General features: G+C 57.7%; 19 protein-coding genes, 1 tRNA gene and 1 pseudogene. 11 read left to right on the forward strand and 10 right to left on the reverse strand.

Features of this window, described 5'->3' with window-relative positions; genetic code table 11:
- The first annotated feature begins 17 nt into the window (after positions 1 to 17).
- The 4 genes from GNG27_RS15875 to yejF are packed head-to-tail and all read left to right on the forward strand — an operon-like array spanning position 18 to position 5543.
- The gene (locus tag GNG27_RS15875; protein WP_156264259.1) at positions 18 to 1823 is read left to right on the forward strand and encodes an extracellular solute-binding protein; all 1806 of its coding nucleotides are present in this window, start codon (positions 18 to 20) and stop codon (positions 1821 to 1823) included.
- Positions 1824 to 1832: 9 nt separating this feature from the next.
- Positions 1833 to 2927, forward strand: coding sequence for a microcin C ABC transporter permease YejB (locus GNG27_RS15880; protein ID WP_156264260.1), 1095 nt, complete (start codon positions 1833 to 1835; stop codon positions 2925 to 2927).
- Positions 2927 to 3952, forward strand: a complete 1026-nt coding sequence (locus GNG27_RS15885) for an ABC transporter permease (RefSeq protein WP_142486501.1) — start codon at positions 2927 to 2929, stop codon at positions 3950 to 3952. The genes GNG27_RS15880 and GNG27_RS15885 overlap by 1 nt, the downstream gene beginning before the upstream one ends.
- A 1-nt stretch (position 3953) precedes the next feature.
- Positions 3954 to 5543, forward strand: a complete 1590-nt coding sequence (gene yejF, locus GNG27_RS15890; RefSeq protein WP_156264261.1) for a microcin C ABC transporter ATP-binding protein YejF — start codon at positions 3954 to 3956, stop codon at positions 5541 to 5543.
- 3 nt (positions 5544 to 5546) lie between these two features.
- Here yejF and GNG27_RS15895 read toward each other — a convergent pair whose 3' ends face one another.
- The 3 genes from GNG27_RS15895 to rsuA form a co-directional block, all read right to left on the reverse strand.
- On the reverse strand, positions 5547 to 5891 hold the full coding sequence (locus tag GNG27_RS15895) for a YejG family protein (protein ID WP_142486503.1): 345 nt from the start codon (positions 5889 to 5891) through the stop codon (positions 5547 to 5549).
- 333 nt (positions 5892 to 6224) lie between these two features.
- Positions 6225 to 7421, reverse strand: coding sequence for a Bcr/CflA family multidrug efflux MFS transporter (locus tag GNG27_RS15900; protein WP_142486504.1), 1197 nt, complete (start codon positions 7419 to 7421; stop codon positions 6225 to 6227).
- Between the two features lie 15 nt (positions 7422 to 7436).
- Positions 7437 to 8144, reverse strand: a complete 708-nt coding sequence (gene rsuA, locus GNG27_RS15905; protein WP_142486505.1) for a 16S rRNA pseudouridine(516) synthase RsuA — start codon at positions 8142 to 8144, stop codon at positions 7437 to 7439.
- A gap of 151 nt (positions 8145 to 8295) precedes the next feature.
- Between rsuA and GNG27_RS15910 the strand changes: the two genes are divergently transcribed.
- Entirely contained in the window at positions 8296 to 10056 is a 1761-nt protein-coding gene (locus tag GNG27_RS15910; RefSeq protein ID WP_156264262.1) for a DEAD/DEAH box helicase, read from the forward strand.
- Positions 10057 to 10182: 126 nt separating this feature from the next.
- The gene (rplY, locus tag GNG27_RS15915) at positions 10183 to 10467 is read left to right on the forward strand and encodes a 50S ribosomal protein L25 (protein WP_106995380.1); all 285 of its coding nucleotides are present in this window, start codon (positions 10183 to 10185) and stop codon (positions 10465 to 10467) included.
- A 51-nt stretch (positions 10468 to 10518) separates the two neighbouring features.
- Here rplY and yejK read toward each other — a convergent pair whose 3' ends face one another.
- A complete protein-coding gene (gene yejK / locus GNG27_RS15920; RefSeq protein WP_156264263.1) occupies positions 10519 to 11526 on the reverse strand; it encodes a nucleoid-associated protein YejK in 1008 nt (335 codons plus the stop codon).
- Between the two features lie 134 nt (positions 11527 to 11660).
- On the opposite strand from yejK, the gene GNG27_RS15925 reads away from it, so the two are divergent.
- The 3 genes from GNG27_RS15925 to GNG27_RS15935 all read left to right on the forward strand — a co-directional run bounded on the left by GNG27_RS15925 (position 11661) and on the right by GNG27_RS15935 (position 13817).
- On the forward strand, positions 11661 to 11888 hold the full coding sequence (locus GNG27_RS15925) for a YejL family protein (protein WP_032612681.1): 228 nt from the start codon (positions 11661 to 11663) through the stop codon (positions 11886 to 11888).
- A 19-nt stretch (positions 11889 to 11907) separates the two neighbouring features.
- Positions 11908 to 13668: an LPS biosynthesis-modulating metalloenzyme YejM gene (gene yejM / locus GNG27_RS15930; RefSeq protein WP_156264264.1), complete on the forward strand. Its 1761-nt coding sequence runs from the start codon at positions 11908 to 11910 to the stop codon at positions 13666 to 13668.
- A 72-nt stretch (positions 13669 to 13740) separates the two neighbouring features.
- Positions 13741 to 13817, forward strand: a tRNA-Pro gene (locus GNG27_RS15935).
- Between the two features lie 97 nt (positions 13818 to 13914).
- On the opposite strand, the gene GNG27_RS15940 is transcribed toward GNG27_RS15935, so the two are convergent.
- The 4 genes from GNG27_RS15940 to GNG27_RS15955 form a co-directional block, all read right to left on the reverse strand.
- Positions 13915 to 14268, reverse strand: a complete 354-nt coding sequence (locus GNG27_RS15940) for a hypothetical protein (protein WP_142486508.1) — start codon at positions 14266 to 14268, stop codon at positions 13915 to 13917.
- A gap of 394 nt (positions 14269 to 14662) precedes the next feature.
- Entirely contained in the window at positions 14663 to 16066 is a 1404-nt protein-coding gene (locus tag GNG27_RS15945) for a DUF1996 domain-containing protein (protein WP_156264265.1), read from the reverse strand.
- Positions 16067 to 16157: 91 nt separating this feature from the next.
- On the reverse strand, positions 16158 to 17342 hold the full coding sequence (locus tag GNG27_RS15950; RefSeq protein WP_156264266.1) for an MFS transporter: 1185 nt from the start codon (positions 17340 to 17342) through the stop codon (positions 16158 to 16160).
- Between the two features lie 94 nt (positions 17343 to 17436).
- On the reverse strand, positions 17437 to 17697 hold the full coding sequence (locus tag GNG27_RS15955; RefSeq protein ID WP_142486511.1) for a DUF2534 family protein: 261 nt from the start codon (positions 17695 to 17697) through the stop codon (positions 17437 to 17439).
- 192 nt (positions 17698 to 17889) lie between these two features.
- On the opposite strand from GNG27_RS15955, the gene eco reads away from it, so the two are divergent.
- Positions 17890 to 18387: a serine protease inhibitor ecotin gene (gene eco, locus GNG27_RS15960; RefSeq protein ID WP_142486512.1), complete on the forward strand. Its 498-nt coding sequence runs from the start codon at positions 17890 to 17892 to the stop codon at positions 18385 to 18387.
- 35 nt (positions 18388 to 18422) lie between these two features.
- On the opposite strand, the gene mqo is transcribed toward eco, so the two are convergent.
- Positions 18423 to 20078, reverse strand: coding sequence for a malate dehydrogenase (quinone) (gene mqo, locus GNG27_RS15965; protein ID WP_142486513.1), 1656 nt, complete (start codon positions 20076 to 20078; stop codon positions 18423 to 18425).
- 189 nt (positions 20079 to 20267) lie between these two features.
- Here mqo and GNG27_RS15970 point away from each other — a divergent pair.
- A pseudogene (locus tag GNG27_RS15970) lies at positions 20268 to 21558 on the forward strand (SulP family inorganic anion transporter).
- Here the strand turns inward: GNG27_RS15970 and mgtE are convergent.
- A complete protein-coding gene (gene mgtE / locus GNG27_RS15975) occupies positions 21521 to 22957 on the reverse strand; it encodes a magnesium transporter (RefSeq protein ID WP_142486515.1) in 1437 nt (478 codons plus the stop codon). The pseudogene GNG27_RS15970 and the gene mgtE overlap by 38 nt on opposite strands.
- Positions 22958 to 23016: the final 59 nt, after the last annotated feature.

A 23016-nucleotide genomic window follows, 5' to 3' on the forward strand; every position in this document is an offset into this window, starting at 1 on the left:
GAGGAAAACGTAGCGGAATGATTGTGCGCATAGTAGTGCTGCTGATGGCGATGATGAGTGGACTCGGCCAGGCGCAAACCATCAAAGAGAGCTACGCGTTCGCGGTGATTGGCGAGCCGAAATATGCCATCAATTTCGATCGCTACGACTACGTCAACCCTGCCGCGCCCAAAGGGGGCAGCGTTACTCTTGCAGCCATTGGCACCTTCGACAACTTCAACCGCTACGCCCTGCGCGGCGTGGCGGCCGAGCGCACCGACGCCCTCTACGATACCCTCTTTACCACCTCTGACGATGAGCCCGGCAGCTACTATCCGCTGGTGGCAGAGCAGGCACGCTACGCCGATGATTTTTCCTGGATGGAGCTGACCATCAACCCGCTGGCGCGCTTTCATGACGGCACGCCGGTGAAGGCCAGCGACGTGGCCTTCACCTTCCATAAATTTATGACCGAAGGAGTGCCGCAGTTCCGGCTGGTCTATAAAGGGGCGACGGTGACGGCCATCGCCCCGCTGACGGTGCGCATCACGCTGCCTAAACCCAATAAAGAGGACATGCTGAGCCTCTTGACCCTGCCGGTGATGCCCGAAAAGTTCTGGAAAGACCACAAGCTCAGCGATCCGCTCGCCACTCCACCGCTGGCGGGTGGGCCGTATCGCATCACCCACTGGCGGATGGGACAGTATCTGATCTACTCCCGGGTGAAAGATTACTGGGCGGCCAACCTGCCGGTGAACCGGGGCCGCTGGAATTTTGACACCCTGCGCTACGACTACTATCTGGACGACAATGTGGCCTTCGAAGCCTTTAAAGCGGGTGCCTTTGATATGCGGGTCGAAAGCAGCGCCAAAAACTGGGCCACGCGCTACACCGGGAAAAACTTTGACCGCGGCTTTATCGTGAAAGAGGCGCTGAAAAACGACTCCGCTCAGGACACGCGCTGGCTGGCGTTTAATATTCAGCGCCCGGTATTCAGCGATCGCCGCGTCCGCGAGGCCATTACCCTCGCCTTTGATTTTGAGTGGATGAACAAGGCGCTGTTCTACGGCGCCTACAGCCGGGTTAACAGCTATTTCCAGAACACGGAGTATGCGGCGAAGGGCTACCCGGATGCCGCAGAACTGACGCTTCTCGCGCCGTTGAAAAGCGCTATTCCACCGGAGGTCTTTACCCGCGTCTTCCGGCCTCCCGTCTCTGGAGGCGACGGCTACGATCGCAACAACCTGCTGAAGGCCAGCCAGCTGCTGGATGAGGCCGGATGGGAAATCAAAAATAAGCAGCGGGTCAACAAGCAAACCGGTAAACCGCTCAGCTTTGAACTGCTGCTGGCCTCCGGCGGCAATAACCAGTGGGTGCTGCCGTTCCAGCACAACCTTGAGCGGCTGGGCATTACCATGAACATCCGCCAGGTGGATAATTCTCAAGCCACCAACCGGATGCGCAACCGCGATTACGATATGATGCCGCGCCTGTGGCGGGCGATGCCCTGGCCCGGGACTGACCTGCAGATCTCATGGTCCTCAGAATACATTGACTCAACCTATAATGCGCCGGGGGTGAAAAACCCGGCGGTCGATGCCCTGATTGCGCAGATCGTTGCCGCGCAGGGCGATAAAGAGAAGCTGCTACCCCTCGGGCGGGCGCTGGATCGGGTCCTGACCTGGAACTATTACATGCTGCCAATGTGGTTTATGGGCCAGGACCGGGTGGCCCGCTGGGATAAGTTCGCCCTTCCTGCCCAGCGTCCGGTCTATGCTCTCGGGTTTGAAAACTGGTGGTATGACGTTAACAGAGCGGCGAAATTACCCGCCGAACGGCGTTAAGGATACGCAATGGGCGCTTATTTACTTCGTCGTTTACTGCTGGTGATCCCCACCCTGTGGGCGATCATCACCATCAACTTTTTTATCGTGCAGATCGCCCCGGGCGGCCCGGTGGATCAGGCGATTGCCGCCATCGAATTCGGTAACAGCGGGACGATGCCCGGCGGGGGCGATGAAGGCATGCGCGCCAGCCACGCCCGCACCGGGGTCGGCAATATCAATGAGAGCCACTATCGCGGCGGGCGCGGCCTGGATCCGGAGGTGATCGCCGAGATCACCCAGCGCTACGGTTTTGATAAGCCGATCCACGAACGTTACTTCAAAATGCTGGGGGACTATCTGCGCTTTGATTTTGGCGACAGCCTGTTCCGTAGCGCCTCGGTGCTGCATCTGATTAAAGAGAGCCTGCCGGTTTCCATCACCCTGGGGCTATGGGGCACCCTGATTATCTATCTGGTCTCGATCCCGCTCGGCATCCGCAAAGCGATGGATAACGGTAGCCGGTTCGATATCTGGAGCAGCACCTTCATTATTGTTGGCTATGCGATCCCGGCGTTCCTGTTTGCCGTGCTGCTGATCGTCTTCTTTGCCGGCGGGAGCTACTTCGATATCTTCCCGCTGCGCGGGCTGGTGTCGACCGATTTCAGCAGCCTGCCGTGGTACAAGAAGATCACCGACTATCTGTGGCACATCACCCTGCCGGTGCTGGCGACGGTGATCGGCGGCTTTGCGGCCCTGACCATGTTGACCAAAAACGCTTTCCTCGACGAGATCCGCAAGCAGTACGTGGTCACCGCCCGCGCCAAAGGGGTGAGCGAGCGACGCATCCTGTGGAAACACATTTTTCGCAATGCCATGCTGCTGGTGATCGCCGGTTTTCCTGCCACCTTTATCAGCATGTTCTTTACCGGCTCCCTGCTCATTGAGGTGATGTTCTCGCTCAATGGCCTGGGGCTGCTGGGCTACGAGGCCACCGTCTCGCGGGATTATCCGGTGATGTTTGGCACGCTCTATATTTTCACCCTGATTGGCCTGCTGCTGAATATCCTCAGCGATATCTGCTATACGCTGGTCGATCCGCGTATTGATTTTGAGGGTCGCTGATGCCGCGCTTAAGCCCCATCAACCAGGCCCGCTGGGCTCGCTTTCGTGACAATCGCCGCGGCTACTGGTCGCTGTGGATTTTCGCCCTGTTTTTCGCCCTGAGCCTCTGTTCGGAACTCATTGCCAACGACAAGCCGCTGCTGGTGCACTTTAACGATCGCTGGTACGTTCCGGTGGTGAAAGAGTACAGCGAAAGCGATTTTGGCGGCCCTTTTGCCACCGCAGCGGATTATCAGGACCCGTGGTTGCAGGCGCAGCTTAGCGAGCACGGCTGGGTGCTGTGGACGCCGGTCCGCTTTGGCGCCACCAGCATTAACTTTGCCACCATCACGCCGTTCCCGTCTCCGCCCTCGGCGCAAAACTGGCTCGGCACCGATGCCAACGGTGGGGATGTGCTGGCGCGTATTCTCTACGGGACGCGGATCTCCATTTTGTTTGGCCTGCTGCTGACCCTGTTTTCCAGCGTGATGGGCGTACTGGCCGGAGCGATTCAGGGTTATTACGGCGGGAAGATTGACCTCTGGGGGCAGCGGTTTATCGAAGTCTGGTCCGGGATGCCGACGCTGTTCTTAATTATTCTGCTCTCCAGCGTGGTTCAGCCCAACTTCTGGTGGCTGTTGGCTATTACGGTGCTCTTTGGCTGGATGGCGCTGGTGGGCGTCGTGCGGGCGGAATTCCTGCGCACCCGCAACTTCGACTACATCCGCGCCGCTCAGGCGCTGGGGGTGAGCGATCGCGGGATCATCTTCCGCCATATGTTGCCGAACGCCATGGTGGCAACCCTGACCTTCCTGCCGTTTATTCTGTGCAGCTCCATCACCACCCTCACCTCGCTCGATTTCCTCGGCTTCGGCCTGCCGCTGGGGTCGCCGTCGCTGGGCGAGCTGCTGTTACAGGGAAAAAACAATCTCCAGGCACCGTGGCTCGGGATTGCCGCCTTTCTCTCCGTCGCCGTGCTGCTCTCTTTGCTGATTTTCATTGGCGAAGCGGTCCGCGATGCCTTTGATCCGAATAAGGCGGTTTAAGATGACCCAGCCTCTGCTTCACATCGACGCTCTCTCCATCGCTTTTCGCCAGCAGGGCGAGCTGCGCACCGTGGTCAACGATATCTCCCTGCAAATAGATGCAGGGGAAACGCTGGCGCTGGTGGGGGAATCGGGCTCCGGGAAGAGCGTCACCGCCCTCTCGGTTCTGCGTCTGCTCCCCGCCCCGCCGGTGGTCTATCCCCAGGGCGATATCCTGTTCCATGGCCAGTCGCTGCTGCATGCCGACGAGCGTACCCTGCGCGGGGTGCGGGGCAACAAGATCGCCATGATTTTCCAGGAGCCGATGGTATCGCTTAACCCGCTGCATACCCTGGAAAAACAGCTCTATGAGGTGCTCTCCCTGCACCGCGGGATGCGTAAAGAGGCGGCGCGCGGGGAGATGCTCGACTGCCTCGAACGCACCGGGATCCGCAATGCCGCAAAACGGCTCGGTGATTTTCCGCATCAGCTCTCCGGCGGTGAACGCCAGCGGGTGATGATCGCCATGGCGCTGCTGACCCGCCCGGAATTGCTGATTGCCGATGAACCGACTACCGCGCTGGACGTCACGGTGCAGGCGCAGATCCTGCAGCTGTTACGCGAGCTGCGCGACGAACTGAACATGAGCCTGCTGTTTATCACCCACAATCTTAGCATCGTGAAAAAGCTGGCCGACCGGGTGGCGGTGATGCAAAACGGCCGCTGCGTGGAACAGAACCGGGCCGCGACGCTGCTTGCCGCCCCCCAGCACCCCTATACCCAGCGGCTGCTCAACAGCGAGCCCGCCGGGGATCCCGTTCCGCTGCCGGACGTTGCGCAACCGCTATTGAGCGTAAAAGATCTCTCGGTAGCGTTTCCGGTGCGCAAAGGCCTCCTGCGGCGGGTGGTGGACAACAAGCAGGTGCTGAACAACGTCAGCTTTACGTTACGCCCCGGCGAAACTCTGGGGCTGGTGGGCGAATCCGGATCCGGCAAGAGCACCACCGGGCTGGCGCTGCTGCGCCTGATCGCCTCGAAAGGGGAGATTGTGTTTGACGAGCGGCCGCTGCACCGCTGGGATCGCCGACAGATGCTGCCCGTCCGCCACCGGATGCAGGTGGTGTTTCAGGATCCGAACTCCTCCCTGAATCCACGTCTCAACGTGCAGCAAATTATTGAGGAGGGTCTGCGGGTGCATCAACCCGAGCTCAGCCTTAAGGCGCGGGAAGAGGAAGTGATTCGGGTAATGGGCGAAGTGGGGCTGGATCCGCAGACCCGGCATCGCTATCCTGCCGCCTTCTCCGGTGGCCAGCGTCAGCGCATCGCCATTGCCCGCGCGCTGATCCTGCGCCCGGAGCTCATTATTCTGGATGAACCCACCTCATCGCTGGATAAAACCGTGCAGGCGCAGATTCTGGCGCTGCTGAAGGAGCTCCAGCAAAAGCACCGGCTGGCCTATATCTTTATCAGCCACGATTTACAGGTGGTACGGGCGCTTTGTCACCAGGTGATTGTGTTACGGCAGGGAGAGGTGGTCGAGCAAGGGGAGTGTCAGCGCGTGTTTGCCGCGCCGACGCAGGAGTACACGCGTCAGCTATTAGCGTTACGCTGACGCTCAGACAGGATCCTGACCTGCTACGGATTCGGCAATCGCCACACCGAAGTTTTTCAGGCGGCAGGTTGCCGCGAATTCGTCCTGGCTTTTCACGAACAGGCACGGCTCGCCTTCGCACTCCAGGACCGAGCTGTAAAGCTCAATATCCGTCAGCGCCTGGCTCAGCTTTTCCATCACCGGCCATGCGTTGCCCTCTTCCGGCCCCAGCAGCTTGAGCGCCACCAGACAGTTGTCACTGTTCGCAGCGTTTTGCGGAATCGGTTCAACCTTCGAGCCTGCAAAACCCGCCGACCAGCGATAGCTCTGCGGCAAGCGATGGATAATGGAGAGCTGTAATGTATTCACGTTTGTTCCCCGGAAGCAAAATATACTTCACAATCTATTTACATTTATAGTAACACATCATTAAACACTTGCTCTATTTTGAGTAAGAAAACGCTTACACCCAGTTACCACGGGCTCTGGCGTCTTATTTCTCAGGGCTTTTTGTCAGTGTTTCAGATCGATGGCGGCGCTATATGTACCCGTTTCTGTGATCTAACACAACCTTTTTAGGTACAAAGCTGTGACTATTTACACAAATATATTTTACATAAAAGAAACAAACATGGCGTCAACGAAACCTGTTTTGGTTGACCGGCATCAAAAAAGGGCCCCGTCGGGACCCTTTTTTGTGCCTTATTTGACCGCTTTTCGTGGTCGGCTGGCGTAGAGGCAGAAAAGAATAGAACCGGTAGCGCACAGGGCAATTGACCACAGCATCGGCCAGGCGCTGGTAAAGGTCGCCAGGGAGAGCAGCGCCCCGACAATGGCCCCGATACCGAAGCGGAAAGTCCCCGCAAGGGAAGAGGCGGTCCCGGCCATATGCGGGAACTCATCAAGGATCACCGCCATCGCGTTGGACGACACCATCGATATACAGCCGACAAAGGCCGCGATACCCACTACCAGGGTCCAGAAGCCCACGTCGAAGAAGGCGGTCACCACCATCCACATCGCCATCACGAACTGGATCCACAGCCCGATGCGGAACATGTTCAGCGCCCCTACCCGGCGAACGAAGCGGCTGTTAATCATCGTCAGCACAAAGATGAACACCACGTTCAGCGCAAAGTAGTAGCCAAAATGCTGCGGTGAGACGTGGTTAAGCTCGATGTAGACAAAAGGCCCGGCGCTGAGGAAGGAGAACATCCCGGCAAAGCTGAAGCCGCTGGCCAGCATATAGCTCAGCACGCGCTTGTGGCGAAACAGTGACGCAAAGTTGCCGAGCGTGGTGCGGATATGAAACTTCTGCCGATGCTCAGCGGGCAGGGTTTCCTTTATAAAGAAGAAGATCATCGCCGAGGCCAGCAGGGCCGCCAGCGCCAGGATCCAGAAAATCGCATGCCAGCTGAACCACACCAGCACCGCGCCCCCGACCATCGGCGCCACCAGCGGCGCAACGGTGGTGACCAGCATGACGAAGGACATCATGCGGGAGAACTCTTCTTTCGGGTAGATATCACGCATCAGGGCATTGATGACCACGCTGGCCGCCGCTGCCGCCAGGCCGTGGAAGAAACGCATCACAATCAGGTGATCGATGGACTGCGACATCGCACAGGCCGCCGCCGCGCCGGCAAACACCAGCGTCCCGCCCAGTATTACCGGTTTGCGGCCCAGGCTGTCGGCCATCGGTCCGTACAGCAGCTGGCCGAGGGCAAAGCCGAGGATATAGGTGCTGAGGGTCATCTGGGCGCTACCGGCCGGTACGCCAAATTGCTCAGCGATCACCGGCAGCGCGGGCAGATACATGTCGATGGACAGCGGCATCAGCATGGCCAGCAGGCCAAGGATAAAGACAATGCTGAACGACGAGTGTGGCCTGGTGGTCACAGTTAGCTCCTGAAATTAGCGAGAAGAGAGGCCAACGCTGGCAATTTCTTCTTCCGTCAACGGGCGGTATTCGCCTGGCTCAAGTTCCGGGTCGAGAGCAATCTCTCCGATCCGTTCGCGATGCAGACCAACAACGTGGTTTCCCACGGCAGCAAACATGCGTTTTACCTGGTGGTAGCGCCCTTCGCTGATGGTCAGACGCACTTCGGTAGGGGTGATCACTTCCAGCACGGCAGGCCTGGTCAAATCTTTTTCATTATGCAGCTGGACGCCATGGGCGAATTGTTCTGCCGTGCTGTCGCTCACCGGGGATTCCAGAGTCACCAGGTAGGTTTTCTCGCAGTGGTGACGCGGGGAGGTAATACGATGCGACCACTGGCCGTCGTCGGTCATCAGCACCAGGCCGGTGGTGTCGATGTCCAGACGCCCGGCAGCGTGCAGCTTGTGCGCCACGGGTTCGTCGAGGAAATAGAGCACGGTCGGATGATCGGGATCATCGGTCGAGCAGACATAGCCTTGCGGCTTATTGAGCATGAAGTAGCGCGGGCCGTTCTGCTGAGTCAGCGAATTGCCTTCATATTCTACCTGATGCTCAGGCTGGAGTTTGAACGCGCTGTCTCGCACAATGTCGTCATCCACGGTAACGTGGCTGCCGCGAATCAGACGCGCAGCAATAGCGCGGCTTACGCCGAGTTGCTGAGCGATAAACTTATCAAGTCGCATGAAATAATTTTAGCCTTAAAGGTGCCGGGAGCCGGACGGGGCGCCCGGAAAAGAAGCAGTTAACAACAGCCCAGTATAACGGGCTCTGTGCGCCACTCAAGGGAAAAAGTTTCGTGGCATACTATATGCGGGATAACAAAGCTGAGTAACCATGACCTTTACACTTCGCCCCTATCAACAGGAAGCCGTGGACGCCACCCTCGCCCACTTTCGCCAGCATAAAGAACCGGCCGCCATCGTCCTGCCCACGGGTGCGGGAAAAAGCCTGGTGATCGCTGAACTGGCACGCCTGGCGCGCGGCCGCGTGCTGGTGCTGGCGCACGTCAAAGAGCTGGTGGCGCAGAACCATGCCAAGTATCTGGCGCTGGGCCTGGAGGCCGATATTTTTGCCGCCGGTTTACAGCGTAAAGAGAGCCACGGCAAGGTGGTGTTTGGCAGCGTGCAGTCGGTGGCGCGCAATCTGGACAAATTTCAGAGCGAGTTCTCGCTGCTGATCGTGGACGAGTGCCATCGCATCAGCGATGACGACGACAGCCAGTACCAGCAGATCCTGACTCACCTGAAGAGCGTGAATCCGCAAATCCGTCTACTGGGTCTCACCGCCACCCCGTTCCGCCTCGGCAAAGGCTGGATCTACCGCTTTCACTATCACGGCATGGTGCGCGGCAATGAAAAGGCGCTGTTCCGCGACTGCATTTACGAGCTGCCGCTGCGCTACATGATCAAACACGGCTACCTGACGCCGCCGGAGCGGCTGGACATGCCGGTGGTGCAGTACGACTTCAGCCGTTTACAGGTGCAGAGCAACGGCCTGTTCAGCGAGGCGGATCTCAACCGCGAGCTGAAAAAACAGGATCGCATTACCCCACACATCATCAGCCAGATTATGGAATTTGCCGCCGAACGCAAAGGGGTGATGATTTTTGCCGCCACCGTCGAGCACGCCCGGGAAATCACCGGCCTTCTGCCCGCCAGCGAGGCCCGGCTTATCACCGGCGAAACGCCGGGCAGCGAGCGCGACCGGTTGATAGAAGATTTTAAGGCGCAGCAGTTCCGCTATCTGGTCAATGTGTCAGTGCTGACGACCGGCTTTGACGCTCCGCACGTCGATCTGATCGCTATTCTGCGTCCGACCGAATCCGTCAGCCTCTATCAGCAGATCGTGGGCCGCGGCCTGCGCTTAGCCCCCGGCAAAACCGACTGCCTGATTCTGGATTACGCCGGGAACCCTCACGACCTGTACGCCCCGGAAGTGGGCGCGCCGAAGGGAAAAAGTGACAACGTTCCCGTGCAGGTATTTTGTCCCGGCTGCGGGTTTGCCAACACCTTCTGGGGCAAAACCACCGCTGACGGCACCCTGATTGAGCACTTTGGCCGCCGCTGTCAGGGCTGGTTTGAAGATGACGAGGGCCATCGCGAACAGTGCGACTACCGCTTCCGCTTTAAAAACTGCCCGCAGTGTAACGCCGAAAACGATATTGCCGCCCGCCGCTGCCGCGCCTGCGATACGGTGCTGGTCGATCCCGACGATATGCTGAAAGCGGCCCTGAAGCTGAAGGATGCGCTGGTGCTGCGCTGCAGCGGGATGGTGCTGGCTCAGGGCGCGGATGAGAAAGGCGAATGGCTGAAAATCACCTATTACGATGAGGATGGAGCCGATGTGAGTGAGCGCTTCCGTCTGCAGACGCCCGCCCAGCGTACCGCCTTTGAGCAGCTGTTTATCCGCCCGCATACCCGCACGCCGGGGGTGCCGCTGCGCTGGATCACCGCGGCGGACATCGTCCATCAGCAGCCGTTGTTGCGCCCCCCTGACTTTGTGGTTGCGCGCAAAAAAGGGCAGTTCTGGCAGGTACGCGAGAAGGTTTTCGATTATGAAGGCCGCTATCGCCGGGCCAACGAATTACGTGGATAAAGGGACTTTTCATTGATGTGCGGGCCATTTGAGTATAAAATGCCGCCCGCTTCACATCCGTGAGGCAGAACACTTACCTGCTGCTGGGTCGCCTGTAGCAGGAATAATATGTACAGAGAGAAATCAATGTTAACTATCAATGTAGAAGCACGTAAAGAGCAGGGCAAGGGTGCGAGCCGCCGCCTGCGCGTAGCAAACAAATTCCCTGCCATCATCTATGGCGGCGAAGCTGCTCCGATCGCAATCGAACTGGACCACGACAAAGTGTGGAACCTGCAGGACAAGCCTGGTTTTTACGGCGAAGTTCTGACCCTGGTTGTTGACGGTAAAGAAGAAAAAGTGAAGGTTCAGGCTGTTCAGCGTCACCCGTTCAAGCCAAAACTGTCTCACATCGACTTCGTTCGCGCGTAATCGCTAACAGGTTGAGAAAAAACCCCGCATTGCGGGGTTTTTTTATGGCCGTTATTTACCGCCGGACGTGCGACGCTGTAGCTGGTCGCGCAGGTTCGGCGGGGTGCCTTTAATGGTCAGCGTGTCGGTCGCCGGATCCCAGAAGATGCGCTCGCCCAACAGCATGGCATCAAAGTTTATGGTTAACCCACCGCCGCTGCCGGCAAACTTAGTGAGCTGACGCAGGGTGCTGCGATCCGCCGGGAAGCTCTCTTCCAGCTCGTAGCCCTTCTCCGCCGTAAAGTCCTGGAAACTCACCTCGCTGACGCCTGCCAGCTCTTTTGACAGCGACTCCAGCTCGATCTCTTCCCCTGCCTGCAGCTGCTCGTTGCAGTAGGTGTACACCTGCTGACGCACGTTCTGGCGCTCGGACTTGTCCAGCTCGGCTTCGGCAGTGAAGTCATCCACCGCCTGCAGCAGGCCTTTGTTTTGCGCTTTGGCGTTCAGACCTTCGCTGGCGCCGAGGAAATCCATAAAGAAGTCGGCAACCTTGCGCCCTACCCGCCCTTTCAGGAAGGTCAGATAGCGGGTCGATTCCGGATTGGTTTCCCATTCGGTCAAATCGATCCGCGCCACGATATCCGCGTGGTTGATGTCCAGATAGTGGGTGGAGCTGATATCCAGCTGCTCATTGACGCGCATGCTGCTCAGGTTGTTCAGCACCGCCACCAGCAGATACTCCACCGCCAGGTAGCGATAGTGGCAGAACAGGACGATCCCGCCATCGGCAAACGGGTATTTAGCCAGCTCATCGCGCAGGCGGCCGGTAGCGGCCCGGCTGAAGGCGAGGAAATCCTCTTCGCCCTGACGCTGTAGGCGCAGCGTCTGCGCCAGTTCACTCTCTTCGCTGAACAGGCCATAGGCTTTGTTTTTGGCGCTGTAAACCCGGTGCAGCTCCGCGATCATGTCAACCGCAGTAGGCGTAGGTTCCAGTAACGAATCGCGCAGCACCAGCTCAAGGGTTTGCTCATCACGCTTGATAAGCTGGTGCAGGGCAATCTGGTTGATATCCAGACTCATGATAAACTCTCCTTTTAGACCGGGCCGTATTCAACCACCCGCCAGTCATGTATGCAACCGAAGATAAAAAAGGGGAAAAAAAGCTGTTGCTACGGTAATATGTTGCCCTTTCCTCCACAAACAGATTTCGATTTATGCCACAACTCTCCCGCTATAGTGATGAACACGTTGAACAAATGCTCAGTGAGCTGCTCAACGTACTGGAAAAACATAAGGCGCCAACCGACCTTTCCCTGATGGTTCTGGGAAATATGGTGACGAACCTTATCAATACCAGCGTTGCGCCGGCCCAGCGCCAGGCGATCGCGAAATCTTTCGCCCAGGCCTTACAGTCCTCGGTTAACGACGACCAGGCGCACTAAGGGAAACGAACGACAGTTTATGGTGACGAATCGTCAGCGCTACCGTGAAAAAGTCTCCCAGATGGTTAGCTGGGGGCACTGGTTTGCCCTGTTCAACATTCTGTTGGCGATGGTGCTTGGCAGTCGTTATCTGTTTGTCGCCGACTGGCCAACCACGCTTGCCGGGCGTATCTACTCCTGGATGAGCGTCATTGGCCATTTCAGCTTTCTGGTGTTCTCGACCTATCTTCTGATCCTGTTCCCGCTGACGTTTGTCGTCATGTCGCAGCGGCTGATGCGGTTTGTCTCCGCCATCCTCGCCACCGCAGGCATGACGCTGTTACTGATCGACAGCGAGGTCTTTACCCGTTTCCATCTCCATCTTAATCCTGTCGTCTGGGAACTGGTGATTAACCCCGACCAGAACGAAACGGCTCGTGACTGGCAGCTGATGTTTATCAGCGTGCCGATTATCTTGCTGATTGAGATGCTGTTTGCTACCTGGAGCTGGCAAAAGCTGCGCAGCCTGACGCGCCGTCGTCGCTACGCCAAACCGGTTGCCGCCCTGTTTTTTGTGGCCTTTATCGGCTCGCATTTCATGTATATCTGGGCAGATGCCAACTTCTATCGGCCGATCACCATGCAGCGCGCGAACCTGCCGCTCTCCTATCCGATGACCGCCCGTCGCTTCCTTGAGAAACACGGCCTGCTGGATGCGCAGGAGTACCAGCGCCGCCTGATTGAGCAAGGCGATCCCGAAGCGGTATCGGTGCAGTATCCGCTCAGCGATCTGCGCTACCGTGACATGGGCCAGGGACAGAACGTCCTGCTGATCACCGTCGACGGGCTGAACTACTCGCGCTTTGAGAAGCAGATGCCGACGCTGGCGGAATTTGCCGATAAGAACATCAACTTTACCCAACATATGAGTTCCGGTAACTCCACCGATACCGGGATCTTCGGCCTGTTCTACGGTATTTCGCCGGGCTATATGGACGGCGTGCTGTCGTCGCGTATCCCGGCGGCGCTGATCACCGGCCTGAACCAGCAGGGTTATCAGCTGGGGCTGTTCTCGTCTGATGGCTTCAGCAGCCCGCTGTACCGCCAGGCGCTGCTGTCCGACTTCTCGCTGCCGACGACGCAGAGCCAGTCCGACGCACAGACCGCCGGACAGTGGATCAACTGGCTGAACCGCTATGCGCAGGACGATAACCGCTGGTTCTCGTGGGTTGCCCTCAACGGCACCACGCTGGATGACAGCAACCAGAAAACCTTTGCTCGCCGCTACGCTAAGGCGGCAGGTGATGTGGATGCGCAGATTGCCCGGGTGCTGGATGCCCTGCGTGAGTCCGGCAAGCTGGAGAATACGGTGGTGGTGATCACTGCCGGTCACGGCGTGCCGCTGGGCAACGAGGGCAATGATGTCGACTGGTCGCGCCCTCGCCTGCACGTTCCGCTGGTGATCCACTGGCCGGGCACGCCATCGCAGCGTATTAACATGCTGACCGATCATAAGGATGTGATGACCACCCTGATGCAGCGTCTGCTCCACGTCAGTACGCCTGCCAACGAGTATTCCCAGGGTCAGGATCTGTTCAGCGCCACACGTCGCCATAACTGGGTGACGGCCGCCAGCAACAATACGCTGGCCGTCACGACGCCAGCCCTGACGCTGGTACTGAACAGCAACGGCAGCTACAAAACCTATAACCCGCAGGGTGAGAAACTTAACGACCAGACGCCACAGCTCAGCCTGCTGTTACAGGTGCTGACGGATGAAAAACGGTTTATTGCTAATTGATTTAAAATTAATCAGTTAGCCTGAACTGGCCTTGCATTAAACGCGGAAATGGGTAGTATAAATTTTACGTGTCGGCACGTAGCGCAGCCTGGTAGCGCATCGTCATGGGGTGGCGAGGGTCGAGAGTTCAAATCTCTCCGTGCCGACCAAAAATCCCAAAAAAAACCAACCCGTTGCGGTTGGTTTTTTTATGCCTGAGCAACAGCCCTAAAGGGGCTGTGAGGGCATTCAATTTTTCAGACTGAATCAGTGCGCGACGGTGGCGCTGGTCACCACATCAGCGTTATCGATTTTCAGGATCACCTTTTGCTTACCCTTTATCCAGGTCAAAGGCTGCGTATTTTTAAAACCATATCCCTCAAGCGCGCTGTAAGCTGCATCAACCTTTTGCCCTCGAACGCTGTCGCGCAGAAAATTGTTCAGCTCTGCGGATTTCTGGTTCTCCGCTTTGGTTTTATGAACATCACAGCTGCCGTCCATCTCAGTCTGCTGATTACACCCGGAGCGGATAAGCTGCTCGCGGAAACTGGCGTTAATTGCCATTGCTGGCCCGGAGACTAACGAGGAAAGCACAACAGCGATCAGTAATTTTTTAACCATACCCGTACCCACCAAATATAAAGAAAGATGCTGAAAAACAGAGAGTCAGCCGCACTCTGAACAGTGCTTTACGCTGTTTAAAAACCACACAGTGTTAATTCGCGATGAAAATTAGCATTGCGTGCTGTGATTCACAAACGAAATTGTTTTAAAGGGAAACTAATAAGTTATTGATATGAATCAGGGAGAGATGCCAGGCCGTTGATGATTAAAGAGTATTTTTTGATTTCAACGCGTTTGATGGGTGTTTCAAATGAAATAAGCGTGAGCCGGTCGTATTTGTAACCAACTGAATTGAATGTCTTTTGCTTACCCTCGTGATAAGTGTAAGCATTTGTAAAGAAAGACAAAACCGGCCCGTCAGCGGGCCGGCTGCTGCATGGCATCCTGCTGGTTAGATTTCCGGGGTATGTTTGTATCCGGTCAGCATCAGCAGCAGGCTCTCTTTTGAATCTGCCGGGCTGAACTGATAGTGGTTGCCCTGACGGTCGCCACCGATGTACCAGGAGATTTCCGTCTTGCCTGCGGCCAGGGCTTTACGCACCGCCTTATCGACATCCACCATCCGGTACTCACGCTTGTTGTTGAGATACAGGACAGCATCCGAGCTGTAGTTGCAGGAAGGCCGGGTTTTCCAGGTGACGGTAGCCGGATCCCAGTCGTTGCTGGCCGGATAGAAGAAGATCTGATCCGCGCCGTTGGCTTCGACTTTCCCGCCATAGATGCGGATCTTGTATTTGAAGAGGGCGGGATCCTGGCCGGCCGGCAGCGCAGGGATCTTAAATTTCACCAGGCTCATGGTCTCCACGTTACGGGTACGGCCGCCGTTTTTCCAGTTATCCTGGATTAACAGGGTCTGCGCCGTCGGAACCGGCGTGCTCGGCGTCTCGCTGCTCACCCAGACGTTCGCCAGCGCCTTCGAATAGCCGTAAGGCACGTTGGTGCCGCAATCCATGCCCTGATTCATGCACATCTCGGTCATAAAGCGCGCCGCATCTTCAGTCCAGCCGTTCATAAAGTCGGCATGAGCGGTATAGAGACTGCCCCAGTGCTCCTCGCGCGCATCGCCATTCATGGTGGGATCAAGCGACAGCTGCGCTTTCGCCGTATCCAGAGAGGTGATGCCGTGCAGCACCCAGGCCACGTTCATGTTCACCGTCGGGAGCTTCACCGGGAAGCCGGAAGGACACTGCCCTTTCACATCGTAAACGGCATTGGCCATCCCGTGGTGCGGCTTCAGGTTGATGCCGTCCCAGCAGTTGGGGAACTGGATCCCGATATTAAACTGCACGGCATCATTGGCTTTTCTCAGCCCACAGACTTCACCCACTGTATTTGTGTAACCTTTACCGTTGGCGCATAAAAAGGTGATCCGCGAGTTGGGTTTCGTACCATGGTGATCGCCTGCCAGCATCTCCAGCCCGGCGGGGAATGGGCTGAGCGGGTACTGATCGACGTTATTGGCCTGATAATAGGTTTTCTGATACGCCGGCTTCACCACCGTGCCGTCCGGGAGACGCAGGGAGGGCACCCAGTAAGCCGAGCTGTCGGCTTTGTTATCACAGGTGGTTTCTGGCTGCTGGCGCAGCAAATCATAAGAGGAGTAAGCATCGGTGTGGGTATTACCGAAAAAGCCGTGCCACATCGCCTGATTGACTTTGCCAAACATCATGATGGCGTCATCGCCCAGAGTGTGGTTGTAAGCGCAGACGACGTGCGCCTGCGGGCCGGCATGGGCGTATAGTGACGGCAGCAGCAGGGCTGACGCCAGCGCAGTATAAAGTGCGGTCCTTTTCATAAAAATCTCCTGAAAGAAAGGACCACATTGGTAACAAAACGGTGCTAACTCGCCGAATTTTTTACTGAATACTTTTCCGCTATTGTACGCTTTACAAGGTCGCCGGACGCCTGAGCAGGTACGCCAGCGTCACGATGCAAATCGCCGCTCCGCCATAGAAGGTGTATTCCGCGCCCCACGTCTCCCAGATAATGCCCGCTCCCAGGCTGGCAATCAGCAGCGCCACGCCGCTCACCATGCTGAACAGGCCAAAGGCGGTACCGCGCAGATCGGCGGGTGCCGTTTTTGCAATCATCGCGGTCAACAGCCCCTGAGTCATTCCCATATGGATGCCCCACAGCGCCACGCCGATGATGATCCCCGCCCAGTGGGTGCTCAGCGCCAGTACAATATCCGCCGCGATCAACACCGCCAGCCCCCACTGCAGCAAACGGGTGTGGCTCATGGCATCGGAGAGTTTGCCGAACGGATAGGCCGAAAAGGCGTAAAGCAGGTTCATGGCGACCATCACCAGTGGGATGAGCGCCAGCGGAATACCGGATTGCTGGGCCCGGAGCACCAGAAATGCCTCGCTGAAGCGGGCCAGGGTAAAGACCGCGCCCAGACCAATCACCCACCAGCAGCTGGCGCCGAGGCGCTTCAGGTTCTCTTTTTTAATTGGATTGGTACGCTTGTGCGCAATCGGAGAGGCGGGTTCATGGAGACCAAAAAAGAGCAGCGCGACGGCAAGCACGCCGGGAATAACGGCGATCCAGAAAATAGTGCGGAAATCGTCGTTCCACAACAGCATCATGCCCACGGCCAGCAGCGGGCCAAGGAAAGCGCCGAGGGTGTCCATCGACTGCCGCAGCCCGTAGGCTGCACCGCGCAGTTCAGGCGGCGTCACATCGGCCACCAGCGCGTCACGGGGGGCACCGCGGATCCCCTTCCCCACCCGGTCGATTAAGCGTGCCCCGAGGATCATTCCCGACGAGGAGGCGAGCGCAAACAGCGGCTTGCTGGCAGCACCCAGCCCGTAGCCCAGCAGCGCCAGACCTTTGCGTTTCCCCAGATAGTCGCTGATGGCGCCGGAGAAGACCTTGACGATCAGCGCCGTGGCTTCCGCCAGCCCTTCGATAAGACCAATGAAGATGACGCTGGCACCCAGCGTGGTCACCATAAACAGCGGTAATAAGCTATGGATGATCTCCGAGGAGATATCCATCAACATGCTGACGCCGCCAACGACCCAGACCCCTTTTGGGATCCGGCTCAGCGTGGAAAACCGGGAGTCCATGCTCCACTCCTGCTATCGGGAAAACAGGTATTTAACCCGAAAACGGTGCAGGAGGGAATGCGAATAAATATCGTTAATATCGAAGCGGGAAAACTCAGTGCTTCTCGCTGTCCCCGAGGAAAAAGATCCCCAGCGGGATAGCCAGCAGAACGGTAAAGACCGTGCTGTAGACCAGCACCATCGCCGATTGCAGAACGAACATGCTGGTGGTCCACTCCGTCAACGGAATGTTGTACTGCTCAACCACGCCGACGATCGTCACACGCCCCACCCCAATCACCGCAATCAGAAACACCGTCAGCAGTGCCAGCAGAAATTTTTTTCCCGCCGGGGTGTTAAGTTTTTGGCGTACCATGCATTTATTCCTTCACAGATGAATAACAATGATTGCCGCTCACCCTACCACGATCGGCCCTCCGGCACCAACCCAGAATTTAAAACCACAACAAAGGCAAATTGTCAGTGATATACACCAGATAAAAATAAAATACAGGCAAAAAACACCAGATATGATAGTGTAGGCATGACCCGTTTGACATAAAAAGGAATGACTGTGAAAAACGCATCTAAAAGCATCGTCGCCCTGATGGCACTGGCCTGCGCCAGCGCATATGCCGCCCCTGCCGCTCAACCGCTTGAGAAAACGGCCCCGTATCCGCAGGCGGAGCATGGGATGAAGCGCCAGGTTATCGACCTGCCCGCGCAGAAAGATGAAGCGAATTATAAAGTTGAGCTGCTGATCGGCCAGACGCTGGAAGTGGACTGCAACGTGCACCGCCTCGGCGGGCAGTTAACCAGCAAGACGCTGGAAGGCTGGGGCTATGACTATTACGTCTTTGATAAGGTCACCTCGCCGGTCTCCACCATGATGGCCTGCCCGGAAGGGAAAAAGACCGCCAAATTTGTGACCGCGAATCTGGGTGAGCATAGCCTGCTGCGCTACAACAGTAAGCTGCCGATTGTGGTCTATACGCCGGACAACGTTGAGGTGAAATACCGCGTCTGGCAGGCAGATGAGAAGGTCGAAAACGCCGTTGTGCGTTAAAAAAAAGCCGGGTTACTTAACCCGGCTTTTTTGCATCAGAGCGCGATATCCGCGACCGGTTTGCTTTCCGGCTGGGATGTCGCCTGCGGCTGAGCCTGAGGCGCCGCATCCGGTGCCTGCGGCTTTTCATACTTCAGCTGCAGCACGCGGCTGGTGTACTCCAGCTCCTGCTCGGTGGCGTCAACGTTACCGTTCAGCGCCGTACCGTAAGACGGAATAATGGTCTTCAGTTTCGCCTGCCATTCCGGGCTGGCGACTTTGTCTTTGAACACTTTTTCCATCAGATGCAGCATAATAGGTGCCGCAGTGGATGCGCCCGGGGATGCCCCCAGCAGCGCGGCTACGGTGCCCTCTTTATCGCTGACCACTTCGGTGCCCAGACGCAGCACGCCGCCTTTCTCTTCGTCACGCTTGATGATCTGCACGCGCTGACCCGCCTGCCACAGACGCCAGTCCGCCTGCTTCGCATCCGGGTAGTACTCTTTCAGCGCCTCGAAGCGATCGTCATCGGAGAGCATTACCTGGCTAATCAGGTACTTCACCAGATCGAAGTTATCCAGACCAACATCGACCATTGGCCCCACGTTCGAGGTGGTGGTTGAGCTCAGCAGATCCCACAGCGAGCCGTTCTTCAGGAACTTGGTCGAGAAGGTGGCGAACGGCCCGAACAGCACCACGCGCTTGCCGTCAAGGATACGGGTATCGATGTGCGGCACCGACATCGGCGGCGCGCCCACGGAGGCCTGGCCATACACTTTCGCCAGATGGCGGTTCACCACTTCCGGGTTTTCCGACACCAGGAACTGGCCGCCAACCGGGAAGCCCGCATAATTATCCGCTTCCGGAATGCCGGTCTCCTGCAGCAGCTTCAGCGCCGCGCCGCCCGCACCGATAAAGACGAACTTCGCCTTGATGACGTGCTCTTCTTCATTGTGCTTCAGATCGGCAACGGTCACGCTCCAGGAGTTGTCCGCGTTACGCTTAAAGCCGCGCACTTCGCTGTTCAGCGACAGGTTGAAGTTCTCTTTTTTCTGCAGAGAGCCCACCAGCTGGCGGGTGATTTCGCCGTAGTTAACGTCGGTACCGATTTCGGTACGGGTCGCGGCCACTTTCTGGTTCGGGTCACGCCCTTCCATGACCAGCGGTGCCCACGCCTTGATCTGGGCGTGATCTTCGGAGTACTTCATCCCGCGGAACAGCGAGCTTTGCTGCAGGGCAGCATAACGGCCGCGCAGGAAGTTAACGTTGTCGTCGCCCCAGACAAAGCTCATGTGCGGCACGGTGTTAATAAAGCTGTGCGGATCGTGCATCACGCCGCTGTTCACCTGGTGAGACCAGAACTGACGGGAGATCTGGAACGCTTCGTTGATCTCCACGGCTTTCTCAATACTGATGGAGCCGTCTTTCTTCTGCGGGGTGTAGTTCAGCTCCATTAAGGCCGAGTGACCGGTCCCGGCGTTATTCCAGCCGTTGGAGCTCTCCTGCGCCACGCCGTCCAGACGTTCCACCATGGTCATGGACCAGTCCGGCTGAAGCTCCTGCAGATAGGTTCCGAGCGTGGCGCTCATGATCCCGCCGCCAATTAACAGAACGTCCGTTTCCTGATCCTGCGATGCCTGAGCCTTCGCCGCCATCGGGGCAGCACTAAGGCTTGCCGCCGCAGCCAGCAACAGGGCAGTCATTTTTTTCATAATTAATGCCTTCGTAATAAGCGTATTGTTCGCTATTTATGCAGATGAAGTCGAGTGCGGCGCCACGGTAGCAATATTTAAATATTGTTTAAAGGTTAAATAATTATTGTAATTATGATAATTAATGTCGCGGTATTTGTAGGGACATGGCACGTGCTGCGCTGGAAACGCGCGCGTTTTCCCGCTACTATGCTGCCCTTTGTGATCGGCCGCACAGATCCTGCCCACCGCCACTAACCTGCGAAAAACTATGTCTCCAACACACGCTTCTCCCCATACTCTTGCCGTTCTGCGTTCTCCGTCGCTGTTGACGCGTGAAATCCTGGCCGGTGTGATCACCGCCCTGGCGCTTATTCCGGAGGTGATCTCCTTCTCCGTGGTGGCGGGCGTCGATCCGAAAGTGAGCCTGTTCGCGTCGGTGGTGCTGTGTCTGGCGCTGTCGGTAATGGGCGGACGTCCGGCGATGGTGACCGCCGCCGCGGGTTCAGTGGCGCTGGTGATTGGGCCGATGGTTCATCAGCATGGCGCGCAGTATATTCTGCCGGCGGTGCTGCTGGCGGGGCTGATCCAGATCCTGTTCGGCGCGCTGGGGATGGCGCGCCTGATGCGCTTTATTCCTCAGGCGGTGATGACCGGGTTTGTGAACGCGCTGGGGATTTTAATTTTCTTTGCCCAGGTGCCCCACTTCTGGAGCAAAAGTCCGCTGATTGTCGGCCTGTTTGTCCTGACCCTGCTGATTGTGCTGTGGGCGCCCCGCTACATTAAAAGTATTCCTTCCCCGCTGATTGCGATTGTGGTTCTGACCCTTTTTACCGTCACCAGCGGCCAGCTGCTGCCGACCGTCGGCGACGAAGGCTCTATCGGCGGCGGCCTGCCGGGGATCACCCAGATGCTGGTGCCCCTCAATCTGCAAACCCTGAGCATTATCTGGCCCTGCGCGCTAAGTATTGCTTTTGTCGGCCTGATGGAGTCGCTGCTGACGGCAAAACTGGTGGATGAGCTGACCGCTACTCCGTCCAGCAAGCGCCGCGAGAGCATGGGGCTGGGCGTGGCCAATATCATGGCCGGCTTCTTCGGCGGGATCGCCGGATGCGCGATGATCGGTCAGACCATCGTTAACGTTGAAATGGGCAAGGGGCGCAGCCGCGTCTCCACTTTCGCCGCCGGGCTGGTGCTGCTGCTGTTGGTCACTGCCCTGAGCGACGTGATGGCTAAAATCCCGATGGCGGTGCTGGCGGGGATCATGGCGATTGTTGCCATTAAGACCTTCAACTGGCAGAGCATCCGCCCTGCCGCGGTGAAAGGCGCGCCCGTCGCGGAAACCCTGGTCATGCTGGTGACCGTTGCGGCCACCGTCTCAACCGGCAATCTGGCAATTGGCGTGCTGGGCGGGATTATCGTCATGGCGATCCTCCCTGCCCGCCTGCGACGCAGCAGCGCCGCTACAGCAGAAACAGCGTCGCCAGCCCAAGAAAAATAAAGAACCCGCCGGTATCGGTGATGGCGGTGATCATCACGCTCGACCCCACTGCGGGGTCGCGCCCGAGGCGGGTCATCACCATCGGAATGATCACTCCCATCAGCGCCGCCACCAGCAGGTTTAGTACCATCGCCAGGGTCATTACCCCGCCCAGCGCCATATCGTCGTACAGCCACCAGGTGACGCCCCCCATAATCCCGCCCCACACCAGGCCGTTGATCAGCGCCACGCCCAGCTCACGCAAAATCAGGAAGGTAAAGTTGCCCGGCTGAATATGCTGCAATGCCAGGGCGCGCACGATCATGGTGATGGTCTGGTTGCCGGTATTGCCGCCAATGCCGGCCACGATGGGCATCAGGGAAGCCAGCGCCACCAGCTGCGAGATGGTGTGTTCAAAGCCGTCAATCACCCGCGAGGCGATAAAGGCGGTGCAGAGGTTGATCGCCAGCCACGCCCAGCGGGTTTTCACCGCCTTACTCACCGGAGCATAAACATCCTCTTCCGCGCTGAGTCCCCCGAGGGCGCGCATATCGTTATCGGTCTCTTTATAGACCACATCGACGATCTCATCGATGGTCAGTCGCCCCAACAGCTTGCCCACCGCGTCCACCACCGCGGCGCTGAGCAGGTTGTCACGCTCAAAGGTGCGGGCGGCTTTCTCGGCATCATCTTCCGGGGAGAAGAGCATCGGCTGGGGGTCCATCACCTCGCTGACCTTGCTCTGGGCGCTGTTGAGCAGGATGGTCTGCAGCTCCAGCTCGCCGAGCAGGGTTTTATCCCGGGAGGTGACAAAGAGTTTGTCGGTGTTCTTCGGCATTTTGCCGAGCCGACGCAGGTAGCGCTGGACCGTGCCCAGGGTTACGTCCGGGCGCACGGTGATCACGCTGAACTCCATGATCGCCCCGACGCGATCCTGCTCATAATGCATGACCTGGTGGACGCGGGCGCGCTCCTGAGGCGGCAGCGACGCCAGCAGGCGTCCGGTCAGGTTGCGCGGCAGGTGCTGAACCAGGTAAATCTGATCGTCGATATCCAGGGTACGCAGCGCGTCGAGGATCGCGTTGTCGCTCATCTCATCGATCAGATCTTCCCAGACGTTCTCGGACGCCTCCACCAGCACCTGACCGCGCTCGTGATCCTGCACCAGCCGCCACAGGGCATGGCGCTCTTCCGAGGGTAAGGCTTCGAGGGTGTCGGCCAGATCCGGCGGCGGCAAATGCGCCACCAGCGCCCCTACCTCAGCAATATCGTCGGCTAAGGTCCCGACATCATATTGCTCAGCCAGGGTCAGTTTACCCAGCAGGGTGGAGGTGAGCGCTTTGTCGGTGGTCATCAGCCAGATCAGGCGCGCACGCTCTTCATCGCGCAGCCGTGCGCTGTTTTTGCTTAATGCAGACATTAATCATAAATCCATTAAATGAGTTGGCATTAAGCATAGCGCGGGGTTGTGTAAATTTT

This window comes from Leclercia sp. 119287, assembly GCF_009734485.1.
Taxonomy (GTDB): domain Bacteria; phylum Pseudomonadota; class Gammaproteobacteria; order Enterobacterales; family Enterobacteriaceae; genus Enterobacter; species Enterobacter adecarboxylatus_C.